This is a genomic window from Bacteroides sp. AR20, assembly GCF_964250605.1.
Classification (GTDB): Bacteria; Bacteroidota; Bacteroidia; order Bacteroidales; family Bacteroidaceae; genus Bacteroides; species Bacteroides uniformis.
Genome location: NZ_CAXUGK010000033.1, coordinates 1 through 23,085, shown reverse-complemented (window position 1 = coordinate 23,085; position 23,085 = coordinate 1). Strand labels below are relative to the sequence as shown.

The following is a 23,085-nucleotide window of genomic DNA, read 5'->3' as shown; positions in this document are numbered from 1 at the left end:
TAGGCATGAAAAAGAAACATATCATACTTTATACAGCAGTAGCCATCTGTACCGCCCTATGTACTTCCTGCAGCGACTATCTGGACAAAATGCCGGACAACCGGGCAACCGTTGACACCGAAGAGAAAATTACCAGCCTATTGGTATCGGCATATCCCAACAGCCATTATGCACTGATAGCCGAAATGTCTTCGGACAACACAGATAAAAACGGACTTTCCTCCTATACCGCCATCAACAAATTACAAGAACAGGCAGCTCTATGGGAAGACATCACCGAAAAGGAGATGGATAGTCCATATGACCTATGGAATGACTGCTACAAGGCTATAGCGTCTGCCAACCTTGCACTGCAAGCCATTGAAGAAATGGGAACTCCCTCATCCTTACTCCCACAAAAAGGAGAAGCACTAATGTGCCGTGCCTATGCTCATTGGGTACTTACCAATATTTTTTGCCTGAATTATAACTCTCAAAGCAGCACTACCGATCTTGGCATTCCTTACATGACGGAATCAGAAAGTGCTGTATCTCCCCACTACAGCCGCGGCACAGTAGCGGAAGACTATCAAAGAATGGCAGATGATATAGAAGAGGCACTGCCCCTAATGAATGATGAACATCTCTCCGTTCCCAAATACCACTTCAACCGCAAAGCTGCTTATGCCTTTGCTGCACGCTTCTATTTGTTCTACGTTCAAAAAGACAAATCAAACTATGACAAAGTAATTCAATATACCGGTGAAGTTTTAGGCAATACCCCTGCAGAAGTATTGCGTGACTGGGCTACCATAGGCGCTAAAGAAAGTAACAACTCCGTACGTGCCAAAGCCTATGCAGACGTCAAGGATAGGGCCAACCTCCTGCTTTATTCCACCTTTTCGGTATGGGCGCGTACCTATGGGCCCTATAAAACCGGTTCACGCTACACGCACAATGTAACCATTGCCTCTTCTGAATCGTGCGCCGACACCCCCTGGGGAAACCGCGAAGAATTCTATTTCCGAATCCCGTCTTATCCGGCTATACCCAAAGTGATTATGGCTAAAATGGCCGAATACATGGAACTTACGGACATGACTAACGGAATCGGTTATCTTCATGTCATGTATCCGGCACTTACCACTGATGAAATCTTGCTGACACGTGCCGAAGCCTATGCCATGAAGGGAGAATATGACAAGGCACTGGCAGATCTCAACATTTGGGGAAAGGCTTTCTACGAATCCACCTCTGACGTTACAGTAGAAGACATCAATACCTTTTACGGTACTCCGGTATACGACTCCAAAGGTAAACTTATTTCGGGTATGGAATACTATACTTCGAAAGTTGCCACTCCCAAAAAACGACTTCATCCCGACTTTACTGTGGCAGCGGGTACGCAAGAGAATTTCATCCATGCCATTCTGCATGCACGCCGTATCCTACTGCTGCACGAAGGCAAACGTTGGTTTGACATCAAGCGCTACGGCATTGAAATCTACCGCCGTACCGTATTGGGCAGTCAAATCACTATTACCGATGAGCTGAAAACCGACGACCCACGCAGGGCCATCCAACTGCCGCAAAGTGTTATCAACGCTGGCATGGAACCCAATCCTCGCAATTAATAACCTTTACAACTAGATATTGAACATTATGAGAATCTACTTTTATATCATTGCCATGGCGTTCGCATTACTACAATTCACTTCCTGCCAGGAAGAAGAACTGGACCGTAACAGTATTTTCACCGACGAACCGACCACGGAAAAGAACAGCTTCGACCAATGGCTGAAAAAGAACTATACAGATACCTATAATATCAAGCTGATATATCGGCTGGAAGATATGGAAACCGACTTCAACTATACACTTGCACCTGCCGATTTCATTATGGCACAGAAATTGGCCAAAGTGGTGAAGTACACTTGGCTAGAAGCGTATGACGAAGTAGCAGGACTGGACTTCACTTGTACTTATGTTCCTAAAATCATTCATATGGTAGGCTCTCCTGCCTATGAAGAGACAGGGTCTGTCGTACTGGGTCAAGCAGAAGGAGGGTTGAAGATTACACTCTACATGGTGAACTACTTTACTCTCGATGCCGCTACCCTGAACTCACTCTATTTTGAGACCATGCACCACGAATTTGTCCACATCCTTCATCAGACAAAGAACTATGATACAGAGTTCCAGCGTATCTCCGAAGGCAATTACGTAGACAATGACTGGTACCTATCCGATGATGAAGAAGCACAAGCAAAAGGTTTTGTCAATGCATACGCCAGCAGCCAGCCTGACGAAGATTTTGCAGAAACAATTGCCATATACGTTTCCATAAAACCCACGGAGTGGAAAGAACTGTTATCCAAAGCAGGCGAAAACGGAGCAAGCCTCATCGTCCGCAAGCTTAACATGGCAAGACAGTATATGAGCGAAACATGGAATATCAACCTTGACGAGCTTCGCAACGTCACCCAGCGACGTCTGAGTGACGTTACCGATGGGACATTAGACCTAAGCCCCGTCGCTACACTTGATGAAACTGATTAATTACTATCAATCGTTATGAAGAATATGAAGAAGTTTATATATACATTCTATTTACTATGCAACTTGGCCTGCATCTGCTCATGCGTAAATGAAGAGGCAGACTTATTCGACTCTTCAGCTGCCCAACGACTCAACCAAGCAGTGACAGAGTATACCGACCTGCTTGAGAACAGTGAAAACGGCTGGATTATGGATTATTATCCTTCTGACGGTTCCCTGGGTGGCTATACCCTCACCGTCGTGTTCAAAAATGGGAAATCTGCCATTGCTTCCGAGATATCCTATGCCAACGACAGTGGAGAAAGTTGGCCGGCAGGCACTGAGGTCACCTCACTCTATCAAGTAAAAGCCGAGCAGGAAGTAATCCTTACTTTCGATTCCTACAACCCACTTCTGCACTATTGGTCGGAGCCGACTGACAGTGACAACCCAACCGGCTTTGAAGGCGACTATGAATTTTCCTTTAAGGAAGTAGGACAAGACATCATTCTACTGAAAGGGAAAAAACACGGCAATCGCATGATGCTGACCCGTCTCAGAGAGCCCGCCAGTACTTATATAAAGAAAGTGTTGGATATGAGCGACCGTCTGTCTGCCAGTCCACGTTTGAGACTTGAAGTAAATGGCAATACACATGCATGCCTGCTGAATGCCAAACAGTTCACCTATTACCCCGAACAAGACAATGTTACCCAACGCACCAACAGACCTTACCTCTTCACGGATAAGGGCATCCGTCTCTATGAGCCGGTGAGCATTGACGGCAGCACTTTCCAAGAATTTATACTGGAAGAGGATATGCAACTGAAAGCAGTGGATTCCAATGTCAGTTTTCCGCGTCCTAATCAAATGGAAGTGTTCTGCGCCGGTACTATGAAGTGGTCTTTCAGTTTCGACTTTGATGATGAAAAAGCCGAAATGAGTGACAATTTATGGACATTGCTTCAGGAGATCAACGAAAAAGATAGGGACGAAATGGGAGAAGACATTACAAGCATGTTCATAGGAAAGAATCCCAGCTACCCGGCAGGTGACACCTATCCTATCTGTATAGGATGGACAAGCAGCTGGTTCATGGATGACTACGATATTTCCTACGGTATTGACATGCGCCCCATTGACGGGACGGACAATCAAGTGAGCATCATTCTGCTGGGTCCCGGTTATGATTTCGAGTTATACAATTTCATGCAACCCCTCGCTACATTCATCGGAGAGCACAGCCCTTACAAAGTGGAATTTGACGACATAGACAACCCCACATCAGCAATCATGAGCAGTATATCCGACAGCAATACCTGGTTCAAGATTGCCCGATAAGAAGTATTAACCATAGAAATTGAACAATAATGAAAAAAATACATCTATTATGGTTGCTTGCTGGACTCCTCACACTAGCAACCGGCTGCAGTGAAGAGGATTATTCAGAACTGACAAGCTCCCAAAAACTGGAAATAGTAAAATCCGATGTGAACTTCTCTGCCGAAGCCTCCCAAGGCGTCATTGAAGTGAAAACCGACCGTATTCTGAATGCCACTTCAAGCGAGGAATGGTGTACCACCAGTATATCAGGAAATATAGTAACCGTTCATGTCGAGTCCTTGATTGCCCGTGAAGGCAGAAGTGCCCTTATCACCCTTAGCGATGGCGTAAAGAAAGCTCAAGTCACCGTCCACCAGGCAGGCATCATTTGGGGACTGCAAGGCGAGAAACTCTATTTTGTCCCTGCCGAAGCCAACGAGGTACAGATACCTGCCAAAATCAGTTGTGAATATGATACCGACTTCAGTGCCCCCTCCTGGATGAACGGAGAATTGAAGGATGATATCTACACCGTATCCATAGGGCAGAATACCGGTGAGCTACGCAGCGGGAGCATCACTTTCAAATCAGTACTGGGAGACAAAAAGTATACATTTGTACAATTAGGCCCTCACGGTTACACTGGAACCTATACAGCCAAATATGAACGGCCTATCGGTACAAATGCCAAAGAGCGTGAGGAATGTGTACAAAGCGGTGTACGACTAACCCGCGATGATGACAATCCTGCCCTCTATTACTTTGAGGATTTGAGCCGTATAAAAGGTGTAAAGGTTCCATTGGTATACGACGAGAACAAGCGTATCATGAAAATCGGGAATACAACCTTTGTCGACATGATAGTCGATGAAAGCGGGAACCTTCATGAGATGCGCGCTATCACTGTAGCCCAGGGCAAAAGCGGACTGATTGCCACAAGTTATCTGGCCAAATATGAAATAGTTTTCTCCATTGAGTGGAATGAAGCTACTTCCAATCTCTCTATGAACATGATAGACACCGGCGAATGGAAAAACTACACGCAAATAGCCTTCCAATTATCTCTCTTTAAGGAAGGTTCAACAATCAATGGAGCCAACAATGAAGGCTTCACTGATGCATTCTATTTCTTTACTATGAACAAAGACTGATTCTATTAAAAAGTCTCTGGAAGAGAGAGGAGGATATAAGTCGGTAATACCGCTATTCTCCTCTCTTTTCGGTTACAAGAATCAAAAGGGTGTAGAATTATTCCACACTCCCCTCCACACATTCCACACTTTTCCACACTATGCCACACTTTGCACAGAAACATATATCACTAACTATCAGAACATTATCCAACACACACTCTTTCTGGCACACCATTTGACCTATATTAGACGTAAGCAACAAGCGCTACAACAAGCAAGCACTTAGACTTAACAATAAGATATACCAACCTAAAAGCAAATGAATTATGAAAAAATTAGTATTAGTAGCAGCCCTGTTTATGTTTGTTTGTGGCGGAACGTTCTTGGCTCAAGCTAAGGCTCCGGTAGAACAGCCGAGTAAGACAACAACCTTGTCTAACGACACTGTGGTAACGGATACTTTGCAGAAAGCCGAGAACGTCCAAGACACAGCAAAAGTGGCCCAATAACAGTAAGCACACTACAACAAAAAAGCCGTTTCCTCCTTGTCTATTCTGGGAAACGGCTTTTTTTAATTATCAATTGTTAATTAAAACATCACCAATGTCTTTCCGGATAAAGGTCATTCCACCATGCCGGACTATCCTGCAGCCAACGGGCAAACCAAGCCATGATTGAATTGTGCCACAATTCACGTTTTGCATAATCAAGTACAAAATGGTTTTCACCATCTACGGTAATAAATTCCACCGGCTTACCCAATATCTTCAGCGCATTATACAACTGGATACTTTCACCGATAGGCACGTTTGTATCTACCGTGCCATGCAGCAACAACAGAGGGGTATTAATCTTGTCCGCATTGAACAATGCTCCATGCTTCGTAAACAAATCGGGATTATTCCAAGGATAGCTATCGGCTGCCGCAACAGAGTTATAGGAATATCCCCAATAACCCTCGCCCCAATAGCTCGTTACATTGCTGATGCCAGCATGCGAGGCAGCGGCAGCAAACATGTCCGTCTTAGTCTGCAGATACATCGTCATGAATCCTCCATAAGAGGCACCCAGGCATCCGATACGTTTATCGTTGACAAACGGATGGGCTGCACAGAATTTCTTCGTACCGTCAATGATCTCATCGGCCGTACGCTCACCCCATGCATTGACATGGCGTGCAGAGAACTCCTGGCCGTACCCGATGGCACCACTGGGCTGGATAACATAAACCACATAGTCACGTGACGCAAACAACTGTGCACAGTACGGGGAAGTTATACCGCGAGTCGTAGGAGTCGTTCCTCCATAATAGTACACGATAAGCGGATACTTCTTGCTCGGGTCGAAAGACGGCGGAAGGCAAATCATTCCCTTTATCTCCGTACCGTCCGAAGCTGTAAAGTTCCACTCTTCCATCTGTCCCAGCTCAATCTTGTCGAGGACGGGCTTCATGGGGTTGGCAAGCAGGGTAGAAACTTTTTTCTTCGTGTCGTACGTATAGGCTACGCCCGTACTGGTGTTTCCTCCACCCACATAGGCAGCCACAACCGGATTGTCATTGGCCAGCGTGAAGGAAGTAATCACATCTTCTTCAAGCGGAAGCATTTCAAAGCCGCCCGTCTTCGGAACATAACGGTAGATATGCCTGCAATCCCCATCAGTCGTATCGAAATAGATACATCCGTCCACACGGTTCCACTGCACGGGAGACACCGTAGGATTGAAATCGCGCGTGATAGCCTGCACTTTCTTTGTAGCCAAATCCATAATGAATGCTTGGGTATCAAAGTCATTGGCTATGGGATGTTCACCGCAATTCTTGCCAATGCCTCCGAAAGCAGACGGACTGCCCGTCACCAGAAGCTGCTTCCCGTCCGGAGAGTAAGAAGCACTTCCCAGATAAGCATCCCAGGCGACCAGCGTATCTGCCTGCAAGGTGGTCAAATCAATCTCGAAAAGAGAAGAGAGGGAGAAAGGGCATCGAGTGATGTCCGGCTTGGAAGTGCTGCACAACAGTTTCTTGCCATCCGGGGAAATATCATTCAGATAGACGTTGTGACTACCGTAGGTCAGGCGCTCGGAAAGTCCCGTCGCCACATCGTATTTCATGAGATAATAGCGGTCACGAGAATTGGGGATACGGTCGTCCGGATGCAAGAGACGTTTCAACGGGCCACTCACCTTTTCGCCCTCGTCCGTGAGCATATAGATAAGATAGTCTTCTGTAGGAGACCAGCTGAAATATCCTTCGGGAACATTCTTCAGCAGCACTTCCTCACGCATCGTGGCGGGATCGAACACAACCAGGTCATTCTGCTCCTCGCCCATAACCGTATAATAGAGCTTGTTGCTGTTGGGCATCCAGTTCATCTTTTCATTGGCATTGGGCAATATCACCCGGCCGGTCTTTACCTCGGTCAGCTCACAACGGGTCCTGGAACGCTTCACGTCGTAATTGTCCGAATAGCGGGTCAGCAGATACTTGCCGTTGGGCGAAAGAGAAACCCTGCTCGCTCGGGAGCCGAAATTGGTGTTGAACAAAGAGAAACGTCTCTTCATGTCCGGTGCCATCCGGCAGGCTACATCGGCAAAGTCCTTTTCCTTTTCCTTTTCAAATTCGCATTTCAGCATCGGCTGCATCTTGTCGTCCGCGCTTGAAAGCAACTTGATGACAATCTCATAATCCGCTTCGGGGTCCATACGCAAACTGACAGCCGTAGGACGGACCTGCGACAAGCTGTCCTCCGCTGTCTCCTTGACTTGCTTGGATTCACCGTTTACAAACACCTCAAAACGGGCAGGAGAATATACATTCAGCTTGCCCTTCATGAAACGCTCCGCACGCAGATTGGTAGCAAACAGATAGAACAGATTGTCCTTGTCCGCCTTTGCCACAGTTACATATCCAGCCGTATCAGCAACCATACGTTCGTACCGACCTCCGTCGAAGTCGAGACTGACCTTCGTCTTCAGAAGATTGCCGGTAGTAAACTTGTCTCCCTTGAAGTTGATACTATCGCCCTGGAGGGGAGTGCGCACCGTAACGGCCGGACGCACGTTATACTCAGCAACTCTTTCCTGAGCTTGGGCAGCCAATCCCGCAAGGAGCAGCAAACCCGACAAAACTGTGATTTTCTTCATTACTGTAAGATTAAATCGTTTCAAAACCATTCCATAAATTTCCGGGAGGAACGGGCGCCTCCACTTCTATCAGTTCTTTGGACACCGGATGCACAAAACGGATATACCGCGCATGCAGACAGATGCTGCCGTCGGGATTGGAGCGGGGCGAACCATACTTCAAATCTCCCTTGATGGGACAGCCCATCTTTGCCAACTGACAACGTATCTGGTGATGGCGTCCGGTTTTCAAATCTATTTCCAACAGATAATAGTTCTGCGACCGCCCGATGAGCCGGTAATGCAAAATCGCTTTCTTGCTGCCCGGCACCTCCTTGTCGTATGCATAACTCTTGTTCTGTTTCTCATTTCGCACCAGATAGTTCACCAATTCCCCCTCTTCCTCGCGGGGTAAGTTCTTCACTACTGCCCAGTAAGTCTTCTTCACCTCGCTATTCTTGAACATCTCGTTCAGACGCGACAGTGCCTTACTGGTCTTGGCAAAAACAACAAGACCGCTCACGGGGCGGTCCAGCCGGTGGGCGACACCGATAAAGACATTTCCAGGCTTGCTGTACTTCTCTTTCAGGTACTGCTTTACAGTTTCCGAAAGCGGTGTATCACCCGTTTTGTCTCCCTGAACTATCTCGGAAGCGGTCTTGTTGACTATAATGATATGATTGTCTTCGTATACGACAGTCATCGGTTGTTAATGTTTAATGATTAGTGATTAATGATTAATGACTAACACCCAACTTCTCATTAAACATTAATCACTAATCATTAATCATTAAATTACATATTCATCCCACCATCTACCTGAATAACCTGACCGGATACATAAGAAGACATATCAGAAGCCAGGAAAGTAGCGATATTTGCCACGTCTTCGGGTGTGCCGCCACGACGCAAAGGAATCTTCTTGCACCATTCAGCCTTCACCTCTTCAGACAAGGCGTCGGTCATGGCTGTCATGATGAAGCCCGGAGCAATGGCATTGGCACGGATTCCACGAGAACCCAGCTCCTGAGCGATAGACTTGGCCAAAGCAATCATACCGGCTTTGGAAGCAGAATAGTTGGCCTGGCCGGCATTGCCGTGAACACCTACCACAGATGCCATATTGATAATGCTACCCGCCTTCTGGCGCATCATGATGGGTGTGCAGGCATGGATAAAGTTAAATGCCGATTTCAGGTTGACATTGATAACCATATCCCATTGCTGTTCGCTCATACGCATCATCAGACCGTCACGTGTGATACCGGCATTGTTTACCAGAATATCAATACGTCCAAAGTCCTTATGGATTTCTGCCACTACATTGGCAGTGTCTTCAAAGTTTGCTGCATTGGAGGCATAAGCTTTTGCCTTTACTCCCAAAGCTTCCAATTCTTTTGCCGTAGCCTCGGCATTTTCATCAATCACCAAGTCAGTGAATGCAATATTTGCTCCTTCTTGAGCGAACTTCAAAGCGATAGCCTTGCCGATGCCGCGTGCAGCACCTGTCACAATGGCTGTTTTTCCATCTAATAATCCCATATTATTTTAAAATTATTTATAAAATGTATTCTTACTTCTTTCCCAATGCACCAAGTACCAGACGGGTCACGTAAGTATCGCGTACCGCATCGTCCAGATTGGCCCCTATATGGCCGCGGATATAAGGTGTTTCAATACCTTTGACACTGTAATGCACAATCTCGGCAGTCATATCCAAGTCATCTATCTGGAAAACACCCTTTTCCATACCTTCACGCAGAACCTCCTTGAAAAGTTGGATCTCTGTAGCATCGAAACGTTTGCGCACTTTCTCCACTCTCCAAATATCCCGAAAGAAATTGGCACGAAGAGTACCATTCCGAAAGACAACCTCTTTTACCGCATCCAGATGAGTGTAAATCATTTCCATCAGTTTCTCGTCCGGCTGAATATCTTTCTCTACCACGTGCTTCATCATATCCGAAAGAATATCCAGCTCCGACTCGACAACAGCCAAGTAGATATCTTCCTTGCTCTTAAAATAGGTATAGAGCGTTCTCCTACCTTTCTTCGAAGCGAGGGCAATATCATTCATCGTGGTATTCTCAACGCCCATCTTTGCAAACAGCTGACGGGCAACGTCCACTAATTTAGCTTTTGTCTTCGATACGGTCATAGATTAATTGCACATTGCTTTATTATTTGAGCAAAAGTAAGACATTTCCGCATATCTTACAAGAAAACATTCATTTTATTAATGAACAGCCCTAAAAAGGAAGAAAAAAAGTAGGCTTATTATCGTTCTATTTATCAACATATTACTCATTAAAATCCACTTAACCTCAAAAATATCATGCATTTTATTTGCATATTAAATAAAAAGCCGTACCTTTGCACCCACAAAACAATAACATCGCGGAGTGGAGCAGTTGGTAGCTCGTTGGGCTCATAACCCAAAGGTCATTCGTTCGAGTCGGATCTCCGCAACTACAATGAGGATAAAAGGTTTTATAAACCGTTTTATCCTCATTTTTTTAATTCCCATCAAGGACAGAAAAAAATGTTTGCGCAAATAATGTTTGTGCAAATTGCTTCCACACCGTTTCACAAACAGAAATACTGACACCACAAGAAGATAACATGGAGTAACACAAGTTATTAATTTCTTGCATCACATCTTATTTATATCGTACCTGACGAAATCAATATCCTGCAAACACGGTATTAATTCCATCTCCTCCCCCTTCAAATGCAATCAGAACAAATGCGTACAGCCACACAAAGCCAAGACTTCAATACTGTTTTCCTCTGTGCTTTATTCAGAGAATGAAGGTATTTATTACGTCGGACATAAGGAATCAACAGTATGCAACGGCCATGATGCAATCGCCTAACGGCCATCAACAACCCGCTTAACAGCCGTCAGCAGATCGCCGCACGACCATTAGGCGCTGATAAGGCAATGAGTAAAAGGGAACACTCCCCTATACACAAGTAAACAAAGCCCTATATACAACGGATTGAAAGCAGCGGTTTCCCTTAGAATATCCTGATGAAAAGCAACCCCAGCCCGATGGCAACGCCAGTCGAAACAAGTCCGGGAAGCATGAACGAGTGGTTCAGCACATACTTGCCGATACGGGTAGTTCCGGTACGGTCGAAATTAATGGCTGCTACTACGGTGGGATAGTTGGGAATAAAGAAGTAACCGTTTACGGCCGGGAACAGAGCAACCAGTATCATAGGCGAAATGCCCAAAGCGATGCCCAAAGGCATCAGTGCGCGCACAGTGGCGGCCTGGCTATAAAGCAGAATCGACATGGCAAACAAGGCTATCCCGAACAGCCACGGCATTTGCCTCACCACTCCCTCGACGGACTGGGTCAACTGAAGCATGTTTCCCTGAAGAAAAGTATCTCCCATCCAGGCAATGCCGAATATGGCAATCACCGCCTGCATGCCTGCCGGGAAGACGGAGCCTTGCGTTGCCTTCATGCCGTCGGTGCGAGTCAGCAGCAAGATGAGGGCGGCGGCAGAGAGCATCACGATTTCGATAATGGCGGACATGCCGAGTCTCACCGTCTCGCCGTCTATCACGAAGGCAGGACGCAAACTGTCGAACGAACCAAAGAACACGATAAAAACAGTGGCAAGGATAAAGATAAGCACAGACAAGACGGCATGCCGTTTATTGTGTATATCCTTTATCTCCACCTTCTTGACATCAAGATAGCCTTCGGTCAACCTCTTTCTGTACTCCGGGTCGTCTGCCAGCTCCTTGCCCACCTTCATGGAGAACAAGGCGCCCACAAGTACCCCGATAATGGTAGCAGGAATCGTTATTTTCAGAATATCGAACAGGGTGACATCAAATCCCGCCAGCAACCCAAGCAGTGCGACGGTGGCAGCCGAAATGGGACTTGCCGTAATAGCCTGCTGCGAAGCAATCACCGCAATGCCCAGTGGCCTCTCGGGACGAATCTTGGTCTCCGTGGCAACCTCGGCAATCACGGGAAGCACCGAATATGCCACATGTCCCGTGCCGGCAACAAAAGTAAACAAATAGGTCACAATAGGGCTCAAGATGGTGACCTGCGAAGGATTCTTCCGCAACAACCGTTCTGCCAGCTTTACCATATAATCCAGTCCGCCAGCCGCCTGCATGCAGGATGCGGCGGAAATGACGGCGGCTATCATCAACATAACGTCAATGGGAGGTGATGTAGGCTGCAATCCGAAACCAAACGTCAGAATTGCCAGACCTATCCCTCCCATTACACCTAGTCCAATGCCGCCCAAGCGGGCGCCTATAATGATAGCTACCAATACGAATGCCAATTGCAAGGCCATATACTCTACACTTTTTGATTCATGTGCAAAGATAAGTCATTTCGTATTATGGCTACTCACCTACTTCTATTTTAACTGCTTGTTTTAACTCCATACTCAAAGAGGTATCATCCTTTAACGGTGTCCAGAACACCCGGCGGCATTCATTCTTCTGCAAAAGACAACGATGATAGCGACTGCCGGACAGATGCTCCGTATCGATATGGAAGGAACCGGTATTGACATCCCAGTCGGCTATCTCGTCCAGATTCAGATAAAGGTTGCGCACTGTGCCGCTGTTGAGATGCAAGCTCTGCGCCTGCGCCGCAAGCGCAGTGACATGGCAATCTTCCAGCCGGGCAAGGTATCGCGTGCGGAAAGAGAGCGTATCGCAACGGAGTCCGTAGAAATTGGCTTCCATATCTTCCACATCTACCACAACCGCTTGTACCTCCGCAGGCAACCGCAATTCCATCCCTTCCGAACGAACCCTTATCCAAATGTCATTCTGAAGATGCTGTTCCAGCTTATCCTCCGGAAAGTCAAAGGTGACGAGCAGGGTATCGCCAACGGAAGTCATCGACATAAAAGCCTCCATATCCCCTGCATAGGAGAAACTGCCCTGCTGCAAAGAGTCTCCGGCAGTTACCTCCAACGGCACTTCCCCGAACGAGAACATACGCTCCGCCTCCACAATACCTTCTTTTTTCTGTTTCCACACCACCGGAGGCTGTGTCAGCTTCAACACCCTGCACGAGGGCAGCTGCACCGTTTTCCGTTCTCCACCGATTTCCATAAAATTATCTTTCTGAGTGACATTGCGGTCCACCACATAGAACATGAGTCCGCATACCATTGCCACACCGGTAACCAGCATTCCTATCATTATATAAGTCGTTCGTTTCATAACTGTCTTCTTTTATTTTTGTTTCTTGATAAACTCCTGATACATCCCGGACAACTCCTCGGCAGAGATGCCCAACGTGAAAATCTGCTTGAAGAAATAATCCACTTCCTCCTTCAGAAAATACTCTTTCCTCAACGAAAGAATCAGCTTACGTGCACCTACCGACACAAAATAGCCGATACCCCGCTTGTTGTAAATCACTCCTTGCGTCTGCAAGTAGTCGTACGAACGCATCACCGTATTGGCGTTGACCTCTACCACAGCCGCATATTCCCGTACCGAAGGAATACGTTCTTCCTCCTGATATTGCCCGAGAAGTACCTCGTCGCAAATGCGGTCTGCTATTTGCAGGTAGATGGCTTTACTTTCCTTAAAGTTCATAGTTACCAGCGATTAATGATTTCGGACTCCTTGAAACGGAAATAGGCAAGCACCCAGTTGAAAAGGGCGAAAAACGAAGTTATAAAAATCAGCCAGTCACTCGATGCTTCCCTGTTGATATAAGGCTCGGTCATAAAAAAATTATTGGGTAGAATGGTTTCCAGACACAATACAGCTATCAGGATATATGAAACGAAGATGCAGACACCGGCCGCAAAAGTCTTGATAAGTGCATTTTTGGGCCAGACCGTACTGCCCAGCAGGAAGAAAGACTGTAGGAAAAAGTAGCAGCTCAGGAATATACCCACCACAGCCGGTCCGCTTCCTATCGTCTCATAGAAACGGTTCGTGTTACAGCAGAATTCCCACAACGGAAAGGAGTGAACGACATGCAGCTCCGGGTAGGCCAGAAGATAGAAGACGACTCTTGTCAAGTCCGCCAGCTTGAAAGCTATCAGAAAGACCAAGATAAAGCCGCAGGTAGCCACCAGCCAGCGGGCAAAGAATTTCTCGAACATGGTGGCAGGTGTCATGAGCACAACGGTACGACTCGTCTTGCTTTTCATCCTTTCCATGGCAAACGAGGCGCTAATGCATCCCCAAATGACAAGTCCCCAAAGAAAGAATCTGGACTCAAACTCCCAGATAGGGTCCATGCCCACAGCTCCCGCTTCCAGATTGTGATACTGATAGTATCCATTCCAGACAAAGACTATGACCAACATTCCGTAGACCATCACCGAGCGGAGTATATAGGTCTTCCAATTCTCCACCATCTCTTTGCGGCATACGTTCACAAAGCGATGCAAACTAAAAAAGGTATCGCGTATCATTATTCATTTGTTTTAGTGTGAAACATTTCCGCTATCTTCCCAGGCTCTGCAAGTACGGCGCCAAACAGCAGTTCAAGATTAATCTCCGATTCCTCACCTTCCGTATTGGGCAGCATCAAGAAATTGCCTTGTACGGAGGGAAGCGTGTACAAGGCAGTCGCAGCCAACTCCCGGTCGTCACTCTCCAAGAAGAACAGCTTACTGCAAATGCTGGCAGTGGATTCGTCCAGCAATACGCGGCTGTTGTCCATAATCAGCACATGGTCCAGTACTTTGTCAATGTCACGCACCTGATGGGTGGAAATGACAATCGTCTTGTCGTCCGACATACCCGAAGCCAGAAATTTGCGGAACTGGCTCTTTCCCGGAATATCCAGTCCATTGGTAGGCTCATCCATCAGCAGCAGGGAAGTATTGGTGGCCAGCGCAAAACTCATGAAGATTTTCTTTTTCTGCCCCATGGACAAGGCTCCCAAATCAGCATCCATATCCATCTCGAAGAAATGTAGGTACTTCACCATGTCTTCCTTGCTGAAACGGGGATAGAACTTACTGTTCAGTTCAATATAGCTGACCAAGGAAATAGGAGGCAGCTCGAACTCCTCGGGTACCAGAAACATGTCCTGCAACGTGACGGGCAACCGGCGGCGCATGTCGGTATCATGATACATCACTCTCCCACGTTTGGGAGCCAACAAACCGCTCATCAGATAGAGCAACGTAGACTTGCCGGCTCCGTTCTTACCCAACAGACCGTAAACCCGGCCGGCTTCCAGCGAAAGTGAAAAATCGCTCAGGACTTCTTTCCGCCCCTTGCGATAACTAAATGAAATGTTTTCTACTTGTAACATACGCTTGGATGAATTAAATATCTTATTGTTTATGTGTATTAGCATAATAGTACACCACAAAAGTAGACATTCTTTTCAATACGACAAGCGTTTCAAGAAAAAAAATGCTCAGAAAAAGGGACAATTCTATTCTTTGGTTCGAAATTAGCCTCACACGCAAGAAGATTAGGACACTTCTGTATCCATTTAGGACTCTATATTTCCTGCCACTTGCTTTACATTTGCAAAGGAGCTAAAGACATGAATATGAAAAACGAAGAAAAGATTTACCAACTTAACACATACAATATAGCAGAATATACAAGTACGGACTATACCGACAACGATATTGCTATACTTGGAGATTTCAAGAACTTGCTTTTCAACAAGTATTTCAAGTTGAATGCAAACATCTATGTGGTCTGTGTAAAAGGAAGACTGCAGATAAACATCAATACCCCAAAATATGCTATCTACCCCGGTGAGATGCTGATTTGTATGCCCAATATGATTCTGAGCAATTGCACAACCAGTTCCGACTTCAAGGGCGCCATGTTCTGTCTGTCGACCCAGATTACACAGAAGTACCTTCATAAAAGTAGTGACATATGGAACAAGGCTTTCTATATCAGCCAGAATCCGGTAGTACGCATTGACAAGGACAGAGTGCAACTGTTCGATTTATACTATAAGGTGATACGTGCCCGAATGAAACAAGCGGAGCAGCCCTACTACAAAGAAGTCATCAGGTCGCTGATACGCACCATGCTGTATGAGCTGCTGGCAGATTTAAACCAGTTGAGCACCCCTCCCGAAAGCCAAATGGTGAAGCGGAGCAACATTCTATTCAAGAGATTCCTCGACCTGCTGGCCTGCACCGAGGTGAAAAAACGTTCTATTTCCTATTATGCGGGTAAGCTGTGTGTTACTCCCAAATATCTTTCCACCGTCTGCAAAAAGGTCAGCGGAAAGACAGCCTTCGAGTGGATAAACGATTATGTGGTCGAAGACATCAAATATTTTCTGAAGTATTCCAATAAGTCTATCAAGGAGATTTCCGAGCATCAGGATTTCCCCAACATCTCCTTTTTCGGGAAGTATGTGAAGACACACTTAGGCACTTCACCCACGGACTACCGCAAGCAATCACTGCCTCCAAGGGGGACCCTGCAACAAAAAAGGAGGAGCTAAGAATCACTCTCCACTCCTCCCGACACGACAAACAACTAAAATTATTGCTATTTGATGCCGTCCAATGCCTTGTTTGCTGTGGCATTGGTGGGGTCGATAGCCAGAATTTTATTCCAGTACTCTTTCGAAGTAGCATAGTCACTCTTCAACAGATAGTAGTAGCCCAGATAACTGTAACACTCTATCAATGCAGAGTTGTACCTCGGTTCGTTTTTGGCAAGCAGTACGTCCACCACCTTCTCGTAATAAGGTTTCGCCAATCCCTCTGTAGTTTCGGGGTCCATGGCAGAGTGTGTACGGGCGCGCCACATATCTCCCAAATAACTGTCGGGAGCTTGTTCGGCAACAAGTGCGAACACAGAGTCGGCAGCCTGCAATGCCGCCATGCGGTCGGCAGACTGAACGGAGAGAGTGTCCGAGGACGTACCCTCTCCGTAGTACAGACGCCCTAACTGGAATAAGTTTTCGGACGTCTTTTTATCTTGTGCCAGCGAGTCATAGTACTTTTTATAAGCAGCAATGGCTTGGGTATAGTCGTTTTTCAATTCATAAGCATCGGCAATCTCACGCCACAAATCCACCTGACTCTCATCCTTCTCCAATGCCTTACCATATTCCTCAATGGCCTGGTCATATTTCTTCAGAGCACTCAACAGAGCACCGTGATAGCGGTAATCCAAGCATGAATAATCGGCATTATCCGAAGCATTGAAGAAAGCATCGGCAGCCTTCTCTGCCTCGTCATAACGCTTGAGGTCGACATTGTTGTACATCACAAGCCGGTTGAATGCGGCATGGCGGGCATTCTTCTGCAAACCTTTCTGCGCCACCGCCAAGGATTTCTCGAAGTCGTGGTTCAGGAATAGTGCAAAAGCATATTTCAGGATGTCATCTTCCGTAGCCACGGGAGTATCGATGAACTTGGCATAGGTGTCGGCAGCCTTGCCAAAACGGTTGGTGGCATAATACACTTCCGCCAGCTCCTTGTCTGCTTCCAGGCAATCCGGAGCTATGGCCTTCAGCTGGTTCAGCTTCTCTATGGCCTGCGAAGGACTGGCAGACTTGTATGCCTGCGCATATTTCAGATACGCATCCTTATAATTCGAATCAAAATAGATGGCTTGCTCATAAAGCTGGCATGCCTTTCCGATATCTTTCCGGGCAAAAGCGATGTCACCCTCGAGTACAGAAACTGCCGGAGCCTTGTTGTCGGCCTTTCTTGCCATCTCCAGATAGGTTTCCGCCTCTTTCAGCTGTCCTACATCCAGATAGGCACGGGCCACGGAAGTCACAAGCTCCACATTTTTCTTGTTCTTGCCCTTCAGCAGTTCTCCGGCTGCGTCGGAAGCCTGCTCCGGATTCGTCTTTATCAGACTTTTTACTTTATCCACCCCCGCCTGCCATTCGGGCACCGGCGTTTGTGCGGCGAGCGTACCTGCAAACAGCATCGCTCCCAAACAAAATACAAATCTACGTTTCATGTTAGCATTCATTTTAGTTATTCATCCTTGACGTTCACCACGCGCACCGGTTGGGTGGCGGGGACCAATCCCGACTTCAATATAATCCGCTGTCCCCGGTCGGAAGCGAGGAAAGAGGCAAATCCCCACGGAAGTGCGCTCCGCGGATCATTCAACAAGGCATAGATGCTGCGTGCCAACGGATAATCACCGTAATACAAATACGCCTGATAGGGTTTGTAACTGTTGTCCGGCATGGCCTTGTCAGCAGCACTGACGGACATCAGCCGCACCTCTTTACTGAAAGAGAGCCCCGTACTGTCATTCCGGTCGCTCAGCCAGTTCACGCCGATAATACCGATGGCATCAGGCGTGCGGGCCACGTAGTCAATCACCTCCCTATTGGTTTTCAACGCTTTCAACTGACTGGAAAGCGGTACACCCTTACAGATGGAATCGACAGCAAAACGTACGGTACTGGAGTTCTTGTTGTCAAACACAAGACTGATATCCCCCAGACGGGAAGCCGGATAGATATCTTTCCACTGCTTCGCATCACCCGTCAGGATGCGGCGGATGTCCTTCACACTAATCAATGAATCTGGATTGCCAAGATGGGTTATCAATGCCAGCCCGTCCGTAGCAATCTTTATCTCCTGCGGAAAAAACTTCCGGCTATTGAAGGAATTCATCTCTTCGGGAGTCAGTCTGCGACTGGTTATTGCCAACCGCAGACTGTCCTTGAGCAAGAGGTTGACGGCATCGACTTCCGTCACATAACGGGGCACAATTCCTGCCAAGGGGAACAGTCCTTCGAACACGTCAATTTCTTCCTGCACAATAGGCTGGAAACTTTCGTCCGCAGCAATTGCAATCACACCGGAGGTATACGTATCCGTTTGTCCGTCCTTGGGCTTGCTTTGGCAGGCAGACAGCAGAGTCAGCAGCACCAGCAAGCCTGAAAGCTGAAGTTGTTTCACCGTTTTCATAACACACACACTTATTGTAATCTAAACATCACCGGTATCGTATATTTCACCGATACGGCCTTACCATTCTGCTTGCCGGGAATCCATTTGGGCATGGACATAATCACACGGACAGCTTCTTTATCCAGATAGGGGTCTACACCTCTCAGCACTTTCACATCACGCACCTTGCCGTCGGCACCTACCACAAACTGGCAGGTTACACGCCCTTGCGTACCGTTTTCCTGGGCAATGGTCGGATACTTCATATTCTTGCTGATGAACTGCATCATCTCGGCCTGACCACCGGGGAACTGGGGCATCTGCTCTACCATATCGAAAACCTTTTCAGGTTCCGGTTCGGCCTGCGTCACCACTTGTTTCAAGTCGGCGATGTCCTTGCCGTGTTCCTCGTCATTACCTTTCACGTCGGCAATGGAGATGGCAACTTTCGTTTCCGTCAGTTCTGTCTGGCTTTTTATTTCATCCTCGTCCCTCACTTCCTCATCCTTTTTGATGACGGGAGCGGTAAACTTAATGGAGCTTTTCAATGCAGGCGGCGGTGGGGCCACGGGCTCTATCCGCTTCATCTCTTCCTGCTTCACTTCCGGTTCTTCCAGCTGCGAAAGGGTAGTCACTTCGGTCATCACCTCTTTCTGTTTGGGGGTAGCCATCTTTATCAGCGTAGGGATACTGAAACCTATCAATGCAATTACAATTACCAGTATCACGGCAATGTTGTGCCGTCTGGGAGAGGTCTCACGCATCTTATAGGCTCCATATGCTTTGTTCTTACCACTGAACACGAGGTCACACCATGCTTGGGAGCTTAAATCTACTTTAGCCATATTCTTTCCTTTCTTTGGGTGTTACACATCATTCAGCAATGTTCTGGGACAATTCGCCCTTGCTTTCGTAGTTCTTCATCAAGAACTCGTCGGCTTCGGCAATATCCGTTATCACATACTTACCTATATTACATATCTGCATTTCATCGAGAGCATCAATCAGATTCTTGTACGAAGACTTATCGGTAGCCTTGATGATGACTGTCGGCGTATCCTTTCCGCTTTTTATCTCGGAAAGCTGTTTCCGGTAGTCATCCTCTGATATCTTAAGATCCAGTTTCTGCTGCTTCAGTCTGTTCACCTCGTTCACAGCAACTCTATTACGTTGCAGAAGCATTGCCCGCAGACCATCCGCCTGATAGGTAGTTTCCTTCAGTGAAGTATAGTCCTTGTAGTTAGGTTCCCCTTCGTAATAATACAACTTGTTGTCATCCCCCAGCAACAGCGTGATGGCTTGGGAAGCCTTGACTTTGGTCTGCTGCTCCTCGGTGATGGTCTTGTCATTGCTCGGCATGCTTATCTCCATGGTCTGAGGTTTGCTCAGTGAGGTACAAAGCATAAAGAAGGTAATCAGCAACATGTTCATGTCCACCATAGGTGTAAAGTCCACCCTGACAGTCATTTTCTTCTGCTTGCTTTTTCCACCTTTCTTGTTGCCGCTTTCTTGTATTTCAGCCATAATGTTTCCTTTCTTGTTCTACTTGTAACTCGTAGCTTGTCACTCCTCACTTGTGGTCTTCAGAGAAGTAATCAGGTTGTACCGGTTCTCTCTGAGGTCCTGAAGTGAGTTCATCACATTTTTTATTACGGAATAAGGAGTATTGGCATCTGCCTTGATGGCAATGCGCAAATCACTGTTCACTGCACGGGCGTTGCGTACCCAGGCCTTGAACTGATTGTCAATACTGTCTGTCGGTATCCCCTCATTCTTCAATACAGCATCTTGCTGGTCTTGCGGCAAGTCGAGGTATTTCTTCATACTCTTCATCGGCACACCAAAGGTAGACGCCAGCATGAATTTTTTAGTTTCCTCCGGAGTGAAAGTCACTCCATACTCCTGCCCCATAGCTTCCAGCACTTCGCGCAAGTCGGACTGCTTGTCCAGACTCATAAATACTTTTCCGCTCGGATCGACCAATATCTGGAGTACATTTGTCTCCGGAATCTTAATCTCGGATACAGAGGCGGGAGTCGTTACTTGTACCGGCTCTTTCTTCACGAACGTAGAAGTCAGCATGAAGAAGGTCAGCAGCAGTACAGTTACGTCACTCATCGCCGTCATATCGATGAACGTACTTTTCTTTTTTATTTTCGCTCTGCCCATAATCGTTTCATTGAAAATTAAAATTGAGAATTCATTCGTTGAATAGATAATAGAAGCCTACGTCACAGCGCAGCTCCAACTATCAGCAGTCAACTATTTATGGGTAGCTGCAAAAGTCTGCACGATGGAGAAACCAACCTCATCGAGGCTGTAAGTCAACTTGTCAATCTTGTTTGTATAATAGTTGTAGGAGATAACGGCCAATGCACCGGTCAAGATACCGAAGGCAGTATTAATCAAAGCCTCAGAAATACCTTGCGACAGAGCCATGGAGTCGGCTGAACCTCCGGCTGCAAGGGCGGCAAATGAACGGATCATACCGATAACTGTACCGAGCAATCCCATCAATGTACCTAAAGTCGTGATGGTACCAATAATAGGAAGATTCTGCTCCATCATCGGCAGTTCCAGCGCAGTGGCTTCTTCCAATTCCTTCTGGATGGCAAGCAGTTTCTGGTCTTTGGACAGCTCTGTGTCATTCTCCATCTCGGCATACTTCTTCAAAGTGGCATTTACCACATTGGCTACAGAACCACGTTGTGAATCGCAGATTTGTTGTGCCTTCTTCATATCACCTTCAGCCAAGGCTGCTTTGATGTTAGCTACGAATTTCACCAATGACCCCTTACCAAAGGCAGCGCCAATGGCAATATAACGTTCAATACTCAGTGCGATGACAGTCAGCAAAAGCGTTTGAATTACAGGAACAATGAATCCACCTTTATAGATGGTACCGAGGAAGTTACCCGGCAACGGATGGTTGTTCGGGTCGTTGTTCATAAAGTTGGAGGGATTTCCCAACACAAAGTGAAAAATAAGCACGGCGATGATAAAACAGATTACGATTACCCAACCGGCGGATCTGATGCCTTTAAAAGAGGCTGCTTTTTTTTGAGTAGTTTCCATGATGAAAAGTTTAATTGTTGGTATTTAAATAGAGTTTTGAAAATAAAGCATAGGGATACGACTTCCCGCTTACGAACCGACAGGGCGTAATCATCCTTGCAACCTTAACTAACATATATGTACACTAAAGGTCACCTGCCTTCAGTCTCTTCAAGACAATAAGGAGAAAAAGGGGGAAATCAATAAGAAGAAAAGTTGGCTAAATCAAAATCCGCCGAAGCGTATAAATATAGTAATCACTGCCCGTCAATGCATAGTACGGGTCTTTATCTGAGTAGTATAATTTAGAGCGGCCTTGCACGAGTAGATTCTCGTGGTTGGATAACATCAAAAGAATGTTTCTGAGGAAAAGATTGTCTTCAATCACCCTGCGCAAACGCTGTTGATGAGAAGAGTAAGTTTCGGAAACCGGTTTGTTTCCCAGTTCGACATCCGTAGTCCATGCGAACTTGGTATTCGTGAACAATGAATTCTTCTTGTCAATACTATTGTCGGAAGTAGAAGAACATGAAGATAAAGAAGCGGAAACTTCAGCAGTTCCGGCCATTCTGTCATCCACCTGCACCAGGTCAATGGCTTTACCGCTAATGCTGCAAGTCAACATCAGTAGCATGCATATCCAGAATGTCTTTACAGTTGTTTTCATGTCGTCTAATGATTCTACAATAAATAACAGATGTCTCTCTTATTTGTTTTACAGCTATGTTACTTTCTTTTGTAAAAAGATTAAATTGTTCACTGATTAAAGGATTTACTATACCTTTTAATACACTGTAAAGGTACGAAGAATATATGAAATACGAAAGTGGAAATAGGATATAAAATACTGATTTAAAAGTTTTTAATCATTCATTTAGCACCTTAATTCGGGAATTAATCTGATGAATATACGATGAATAATTATATATAATAAGGTATAGTGATTAGCGGTAGAAACGGAATGTTAGAGGAGAGGTATATAAAACGAACAAAGCCTCCGTATCCTTATCAGACACGGAGGCTTCTTCTGAAAACGGCGACTACCTACTCTCCC

Annotated in this window: 22 protein-coding genes and 1 tRNA gene; 7 read left to right on the top strand and 16 right to left on the bottom strand. The window is 46.4% G+C overall.

The genetic code is table 11. The features are described from left to right. Positions 1 to 5 precede the first annotated feature (5 nt). The 5 genes from ACESTD_RS15345 (at position 6) to ACESTD_RS15325 (ending at position 5,482) form a co-directional block, all read left to right on the top strand. Entirely contained in the window at positions 6 to 1,613 is a 1,608-nt protein-coding gene (locus tag ACESTD_RS15345; RefSeq protein ID WP_373158990.1) for a RagB/SusD family nutrient uptake outer membrane protein, read from the top strand. A gap of 28 nt (positions 1,614 to 1,641) precedes the next feature. Further along, positions 1,642 to 2,538, top strand: a complete 897-nt coding sequence (locus ACESTD_RS15340) for a putative zinc-binding metallopeptidase (protein WP_034528903.1) — start codon at positions 1,642 to 1,644, stop codon at positions 2,536 to 2,538. Between the two features lie 24 nt (positions 2,539 to 2,562). After that, on the top strand, positions 2,563 to 3,858 hold the full coding sequence (locus ACESTD_RS15335; RefSeq protein ID WP_229077950.1) for a DUF4302 domain-containing protein: 1,296 nt from the start codon (positions 2,563 to 2,565) through the stop codon (positions 3,856 to 3,858). Between the two features lie 29 nt (positions 3,859 to 3,887). Further along, complete coding sequence (locus ACESTD_RS15330; protein ID WP_373158991.1) at positions 3,888 to 4,991, top strand: BACON domain-containing protein; 1,104 nt, start codon at positions 3,888 to 3,890, stop codon at positions 4,989 to 4,991. A 308-nt stretch (positions 4,992 to 5,299) separates the two neighbouring features. After that, positions 5,300 to 5,482 (top strand): hypothetical protein, encoded by a 183-nt coding sequence (locus tag ACESTD_RS15325; protein ID WP_005828596.1) that lies wholly within the window; start codon positions 5,300 to 5,302, stop codon positions 5,480 to 5,482. Positions 5,483 to 5,570: 88 nt separating this feature from the next. On the opposite strand, the gene ACESTD_RS15320 is transcribed toward ACESTD_RS15325, so the two are convergent. From ACESTD_RS15320 to ACESTD_RS15305, 4 genes are all read right to left on the bottom strand, one after another. Beyond that, positions 5,571 to 8,114 carry a prolyl oligopeptidase family serine peptidase gene (locus ACESTD_RS15320; RefSeq protein WP_373158992.1) on the bottom strand — a complete coding sequence of 848 codons (2,544 nt, stop codon included), beginning with the start codon at positions 8,112 to 8,114 and terminating at the stop codon, positions 5,571 to 5,573. A 10-nt stretch (positions 8,115 to 8,124) separates the two neighbouring features. Further along, positions 8,125 to 8,796 carry an RluA family pseudouridine synthase gene (locus ACESTD_RS15315; protein ID WP_005828600.1) on the bottom strand — a complete coding sequence of 224 codons (672 nt, stop codon included), beginning with the start codon at positions 8,794 to 8,796 and terminating at the stop codon, positions 8,125 to 8,127. Positions 8,797 to 8,888: 92 nt separating this feature from the next. Continuing rightward, a complete protein-coding gene (fabG, locus tag ACESTD_RS15310; protein WP_005828602.1) occupies positions 8,889 to 9,635 on the bottom strand; it encodes a 3-oxoacyl-[acyl-carrier-protein] reductase in 747 nt (248 codons plus the stop codon). 31 nt (positions 9,636 to 9,666) lie between these two features. Beyond that, positions 9,667 to 10,251 carry a TetR/AcrR family transcriptional regulator gene (locus ACESTD_RS15305; protein ID WP_272195864.1) on the bottom strand — a complete coding sequence of 195 codons (585 nt, stop codon included), beginning with the start codon at positions 10,249 to 10,251 and terminating at the stop codon, positions 9,667 to 9,669. Positions 10,252 to 10,489: 238 nt separating this feature from the next. On the opposite strand from ACESTD_RS15305, the gene ACESTD_RS15300 reads away from it, so the two are divergent. After that, positions 10,490 to 10,562 (top strand) — tRNA-Met (locus ACESTD_RS15300). A gap of 552 nt (positions 10,563 to 11,114) precedes the next feature. Here the strand turns inward: ACESTD_RS15300 and ACESTD_RS15295 are convergent. The 5 genes from ACESTD_RS15295 to ACESTD_RS15275 are packed head-to-tail and all read right to left on the bottom strand — an operon-like array spanning position 11,115 to position 15,376. Then, the gene (locus tag ACESTD_RS15295) at positions 11,115 to 12,425 is read right to left on the bottom strand and encodes an anaerobic C4-dicarboxylate transporter family protein (protein WP_005828611.1); all 1,311 of its coding nucleotides are present in this window, start codon (positions 12,423 to 12,425) and stop codon (positions 11,115 to 11,117) included. Positions 12,426 to 12,477: 52 nt separating this feature from the next. Beyond that, positions 12,478 to 13,311, bottom strand: coding sequence for a hypothetical protein (locus tag ACESTD_RS15290; RefSeq protein WP_373158993.1), 834 nt, complete (start codon positions 13,309 to 13,311; stop codon positions 12,478 to 12,480). A 12-nt stretch (positions 13,312 to 13,323) separates the two neighbouring features. Next, a complete protein-coding gene (locus ACESTD_RS15285; protein WP_005828614.1) occupies positions 13,324 to 13,692 on the bottom strand; it encodes a GntR family transcriptional regulator in 369 nt (122 codons plus the stop codon). Positions 13,693 to 13,694: 2 nt separating this feature from the next. Then, entirely contained in the window at positions 13,695 to 14,525 is an 831-nt protein-coding gene (locus tag ACESTD_RS15280) for a hypothetical protein (protein ID WP_061411361.1), read from the bottom strand. Beyond that, entirely contained in the window at positions 14,525 to 15,376 is an 852-nt protein-coding gene (locus ACESTD_RS15275) for an ATP-binding cassette domain-containing protein (protein ID WP_005828621.1), read from the bottom strand. Before ACESTD_RS15275 ends, ACESTD_RS15280 begins: the two co-directional genes overlap by 1 nt. A 246-nt stretch (positions 15,377 to 15,622) precedes the next feature. Between ACESTD_RS15275 and ACESTD_RS15270 the strand changes: the two genes are divergently transcribed. After that, positions 15,623 to 16,546, top strand: coding sequence for an AraC family transcriptional regulator (locus ACESTD_RS15270; RefSeq protein ID WP_061411363.1), 924 nt, complete (start codon positions 15,623 to 15,625; stop codon positions 16,544 to 16,546). 47 nt (positions 16,547 to 16,593) lie between these two features. Here ACESTD_RS15270 and ACESTD_RS15265 read toward each other — a convergent pair whose 3' ends face one another. The 7 genes from ACESTD_RS15265 to ACESTD_RS15235 form a co-directional block, all read right to left on the bottom strand. Beyond that, positions 16,594 to 18,039: a lipopolysaccharide assembly protein LapB gene (locus ACESTD_RS15265; RefSeq protein WP_009037282.1), complete on the bottom strand. Its 1,446-nt coding sequence runs from the start codon at positions 18,037 to 18,039 to the stop codon at positions 16,594 to 16,596. Positions 18,040 to 18,044: 5 nt separating this feature from the next. Next, positions 18,045 to 18,995 (bottom strand): PstS family phosphate ABC transporter substrate-binding protein, encoded by a 951-nt coding sequence (locus ACESTD_RS15260; protein WP_005828635.1) that lies wholly within the window; start codon positions 18,993 to 18,995, stop codon positions 18,045 to 18,047. Between the two features lie 11 nt (positions 18,996 to 19,006). Further along, complete coding sequence (locus ACESTD_RS15255) at positions 19,007 to 19,822, bottom strand: energy transducer TonB (protein ID WP_005828639.1); 816 nt, start codon at positions 19,820 to 19,822, stop codon at positions 19,007 to 19,009. A 28-nt stretch (positions 19,823 to 19,850) separates the two neighbouring features. Next, positions 19,851 to 20,501 (bottom strand): biopolymer transporter ExbD, encoded by a 651-nt coding sequence (locus ACESTD_RS15250; protein ID WP_005828642.1) that lies wholly within the window; start codon positions 20,499 to 20,501, stop codon positions 19,851 to 19,853. A 39-nt stretch (positions 20,502 to 20,540) separates the two neighbouring features. Continuing rightward, complete coding sequence (locus ACESTD_RS15245; RefSeq protein ID WP_005828648.1) at positions 20,541 to 21,146, bottom strand: biopolymer transporter ExbD; 606 nt, start codon at positions 21,144 to 21,146, stop codon at positions 20,541 to 20,543. A 93-nt stretch (positions 21,147 to 21,239) separates the two neighbouring features. Then, on the bottom strand, positions 21,240 to 22,052 hold the full coding sequence (locus ACESTD_RS15240; RefSeq protein ID WP_005828650.1) for a MotA/TolQ/ExbB proton channel family protein: 813 nt from the start codon (positions 22,050 to 22,052) through the stop codon (positions 21,240 to 21,242). A 199-nt stretch (positions 22,053 to 22,251) separates the two neighbouring features. Then, complete coding sequence (locus ACESTD_RS15235; protein ID WP_005828652.1) at positions 22,252 to 22,698, bottom strand: hypothetical protein; 447 nt, start codon at positions 22,696 to 22,698, stop codon at positions 22,252 to 22,254. Positions 22,699 to 23,085 lie beyond the last annotated feature (387 nt).

What these genes read in the sequence shown, in the direction of transcription:
- ACESTD_RS15315 (WP_005828600.1), bottom strand. Translation starts at nt 8,796, where the DNA reads ATGACTGTCGTATACGAAGACAATCATATCATTATAGTCAACAAGACC.
- fabG (WP_005828602.1), bottom strand. Translation starts at nt 9,635, where the DNA reads ATGGGATTATTAGATGGAAAAACAGCCATTGTGACAGGTGCTGCACGC.
- ACESTD_RS15250 (WP_005828642.1), bottom strand. Translation starts at nt 20,501, where the DNA reads ATGGCTGAAATACAAGAAAGCGGCAACAAGAAAGGTGGAAAAAGCAAG.
- ACESTD_RS15345 (WP_373158990.1), top strand. Translation starts at nt 6, where the DNA reads ATGAAAAAGAAACATATCATACTTTATACAGCAGTAGCCATCTGTACC.
- ACESTD_RS15280 (WP_061411361.1), bottom strand. Translation starts at nt 14,525, where the DNA reads ATGATACGCGATACCTTTTTTAGTTTGCATCGCTTTGTGAACGTATGC.
- ACESTD_RS15325 (WP_005828596.1), top strand. Translation starts at nt 5,300, where the DNA reads ATGAAAAAATTAGTATTAGTAGCAGCCCTGTTTATGTTTGTTTGTGGC.
- ACESTD_RS15275 (WP_005828621.1), bottom strand. Translation starts at nt 15,376, where the DNA reads ATGTTACAAGTAGAAAACATTTCATTTAGTTATCGCAAGGGGCGGAAA.
- ACESTD_RS15285 (WP_005828614.1), bottom strand. Translation starts at nt 13,692, where the DNA reads ATGAACTTTAAGGAAAGTAAAGCCATCTACCTGCAAATAGCAGACCGC.
- ACESTD_RS15295 (WP_005828611.1), bottom strand. Translation starts at nt 12,425, where the DNA reads ATGGCCTTGCAATTGGCATTCGTATTGGTAGCTATCATTATAGGCGCC.
- ACESTD_RS15235 (WP_005828652.1), bottom strand. Translation starts at nt 22,698, where the DNA reads ATGAAAACAACTGTAAAGACATTCTGGATATGCATGCTACTGATGTTG.
- ACESTD_RS15320 (WP_373158992.1), bottom strand. Translation starts at nt 8,114, where the DNA reads ATGAAGAAAATCACAGTTTTGTCGGGTTTGCTGCTCCTTGCGGGATTG.
- ACESTD_RS15330 (WP_373158991.1), top strand. Translation starts at nt 3,888, where the DNA reads ATGAAAAAAATACATCTATTATGGTTGCTTGCTGGACTCCTCACACTA.
- ACESTD_RS15255 (WP_005828639.1), bottom strand. Translation starts at nt 19,822, where the DNA reads ATGGCTAAAGTAGATTTAAGCTCCCAAGCATGGTGTGACCTCGTGTTC.
- ACESTD_RS15245 (WP_005828648.1), bottom strand. Translation starts at nt 21,146, where the DNA reads ATGGGCAGAGCGAAAATAAAAAAGAAAAGTACGTTCATCGATATGACG.
- ACESTD_RS15290 (WP_373158993.1), bottom strand. Translation starts at nt 13,311, where the DNA reads ATGAAACGAACGACTTATATAATGATAGGAATGCTGGTTACCGGTGTG.
- ACESTD_RS15265 (WP_009037282.1), bottom strand. Translation starts at nt 18,039, where the DNA reads ATGAATGCTAACATGAAACGTAGATTTGTATTTTGTTTGGGAGCGATG.
- ACESTD_RS15305 (WP_272195864.1), bottom strand. Translation starts at nt 10,251, where the DNA reads ATGACCGTATCGAAGACAAAAGCTAAATTAGTGGACGTTGCCCGTCAG.
- ACESTD_RS15340 (WP_034528903.1), top strand. Translation starts at nt 1,642, where the DNA reads ATGAGAATCTACTTTTATATCATTGCCATGGCGTTCGCATTACTACAA.
- ACESTD_RS15335 (WP_229077950.1), top strand. Translation starts at nt 2,563, where the DNA reads ATGAAGAAGTTTATATATACATTCTATTTACTATGCAACTTGGCCTGC.
- ACESTD_RS15240 (WP_005828650.1), bottom strand. Translation starts at nt 22,052, where the DNA reads ATGGAAACTACTCAAAAAAAAGCAGCCTCTTTTAAAGGCATCAGATCC.
- ACESTD_RS15270 (WP_061411363.1), top strand. Translation starts at nt 15,623, where the DNA reads ATGAAAAACGAAGAAAAGATTTACCAACTTAACACATACAATATAGCA.
- ACESTD_RS15260 (WP_005828635.1), bottom strand. Translation starts at nt 18,995, where the DNA reads ATGAAAACGGTGAAACAACTTCAGCTTTCAGGCTTGCTGGTGCTGCTG.